This is a genomic window from Clostridium bowmanii (assembly GCF_018861315.1).
In the GTDB taxonomy this organism is placed as follows: domain Bacteria; phylum Bacillota; class Clostridia; order Clostridiales; family Clostridiaceae; genus Clostridium_AD; species Clostridium_AD bowmanii.
On the sequence record NZ_JAHLDL010000110.1, the window covers coordinates 1 to 721 of the forward strand.

Genomic DNA, 721 nt, shown 5'->3' on the forward strand with positions numbered 1-721 from the left:
GTCTATGTTTACTGTCCATGTATGTCCAGCATTAATATATCCCCTACATTTTTCAACAGCTTGTTTTGCACTTCTTAAAGGTCTAAACCCGTAACTATTATCTGAAAATTTCTTTTCATATATTGGTATTAAAATTTGTGACATTGCTTGTTGAACAACTCTATCTACTACAGTAGGTATTCCAAGTAATCTTATTCCCCCATCAGGTTTCGGTATTTCTACCCTTCTCACTGGTTGAGGTCTATATCTATTTTTCCGTAATGATTGCCTTAATTCTTGACCATGCTCTTTTAGGTGTTGTAGAAGTTCATCTATCGTCAGACCATCAATACCATGGCTTCCTTTATTGGCTTTTACTCTTTTATATGCTTTATTCATATTATCTTTCGATAATACTTGCTCGAGTAAATCATTACCGTATCTATTTGCACCGTTTCTTCCTTCTTCTGACATAGGAGAAATACTCTGCGCTTCTACGTTACCTTTAAGTTCCACTCTATTCTCTCGTAGAGAGCCTTCTTTATGAAGTTGTCTGCTTTCATCATATTTCTTCGTATCTTTCAAAATTTCAAAACCTCCTATTGTTCAGTCCTTCCCATGTAAGCGCGCTTCGCATGGTACTATGACATCTGCTGACTTCTGATAGTTCAGTCATACATCACTGTATGGTTTGTTGTTTCTAAATCCATATCCACAACTTACCTATCAGATCTCCCCGGGT

Annotated in this window: 1 protein-coding gene; it reads right to left on the minus strand. The window is 36.6% G+C overall.

Annotation, left to right across the window (positions count from 1 at the left end):
* A partial coding sequence (locus tag KPL51_RS23095) for a reverse transcriptase domain-containing protein (RefSeq protein ID WP_244998181.1) occupies nucleotides 1-564 on the minus strand: 564 nt, incomplete at its 3' end.
* Nucleotides 565-721 lie beyond the last annotated feature (157 nt).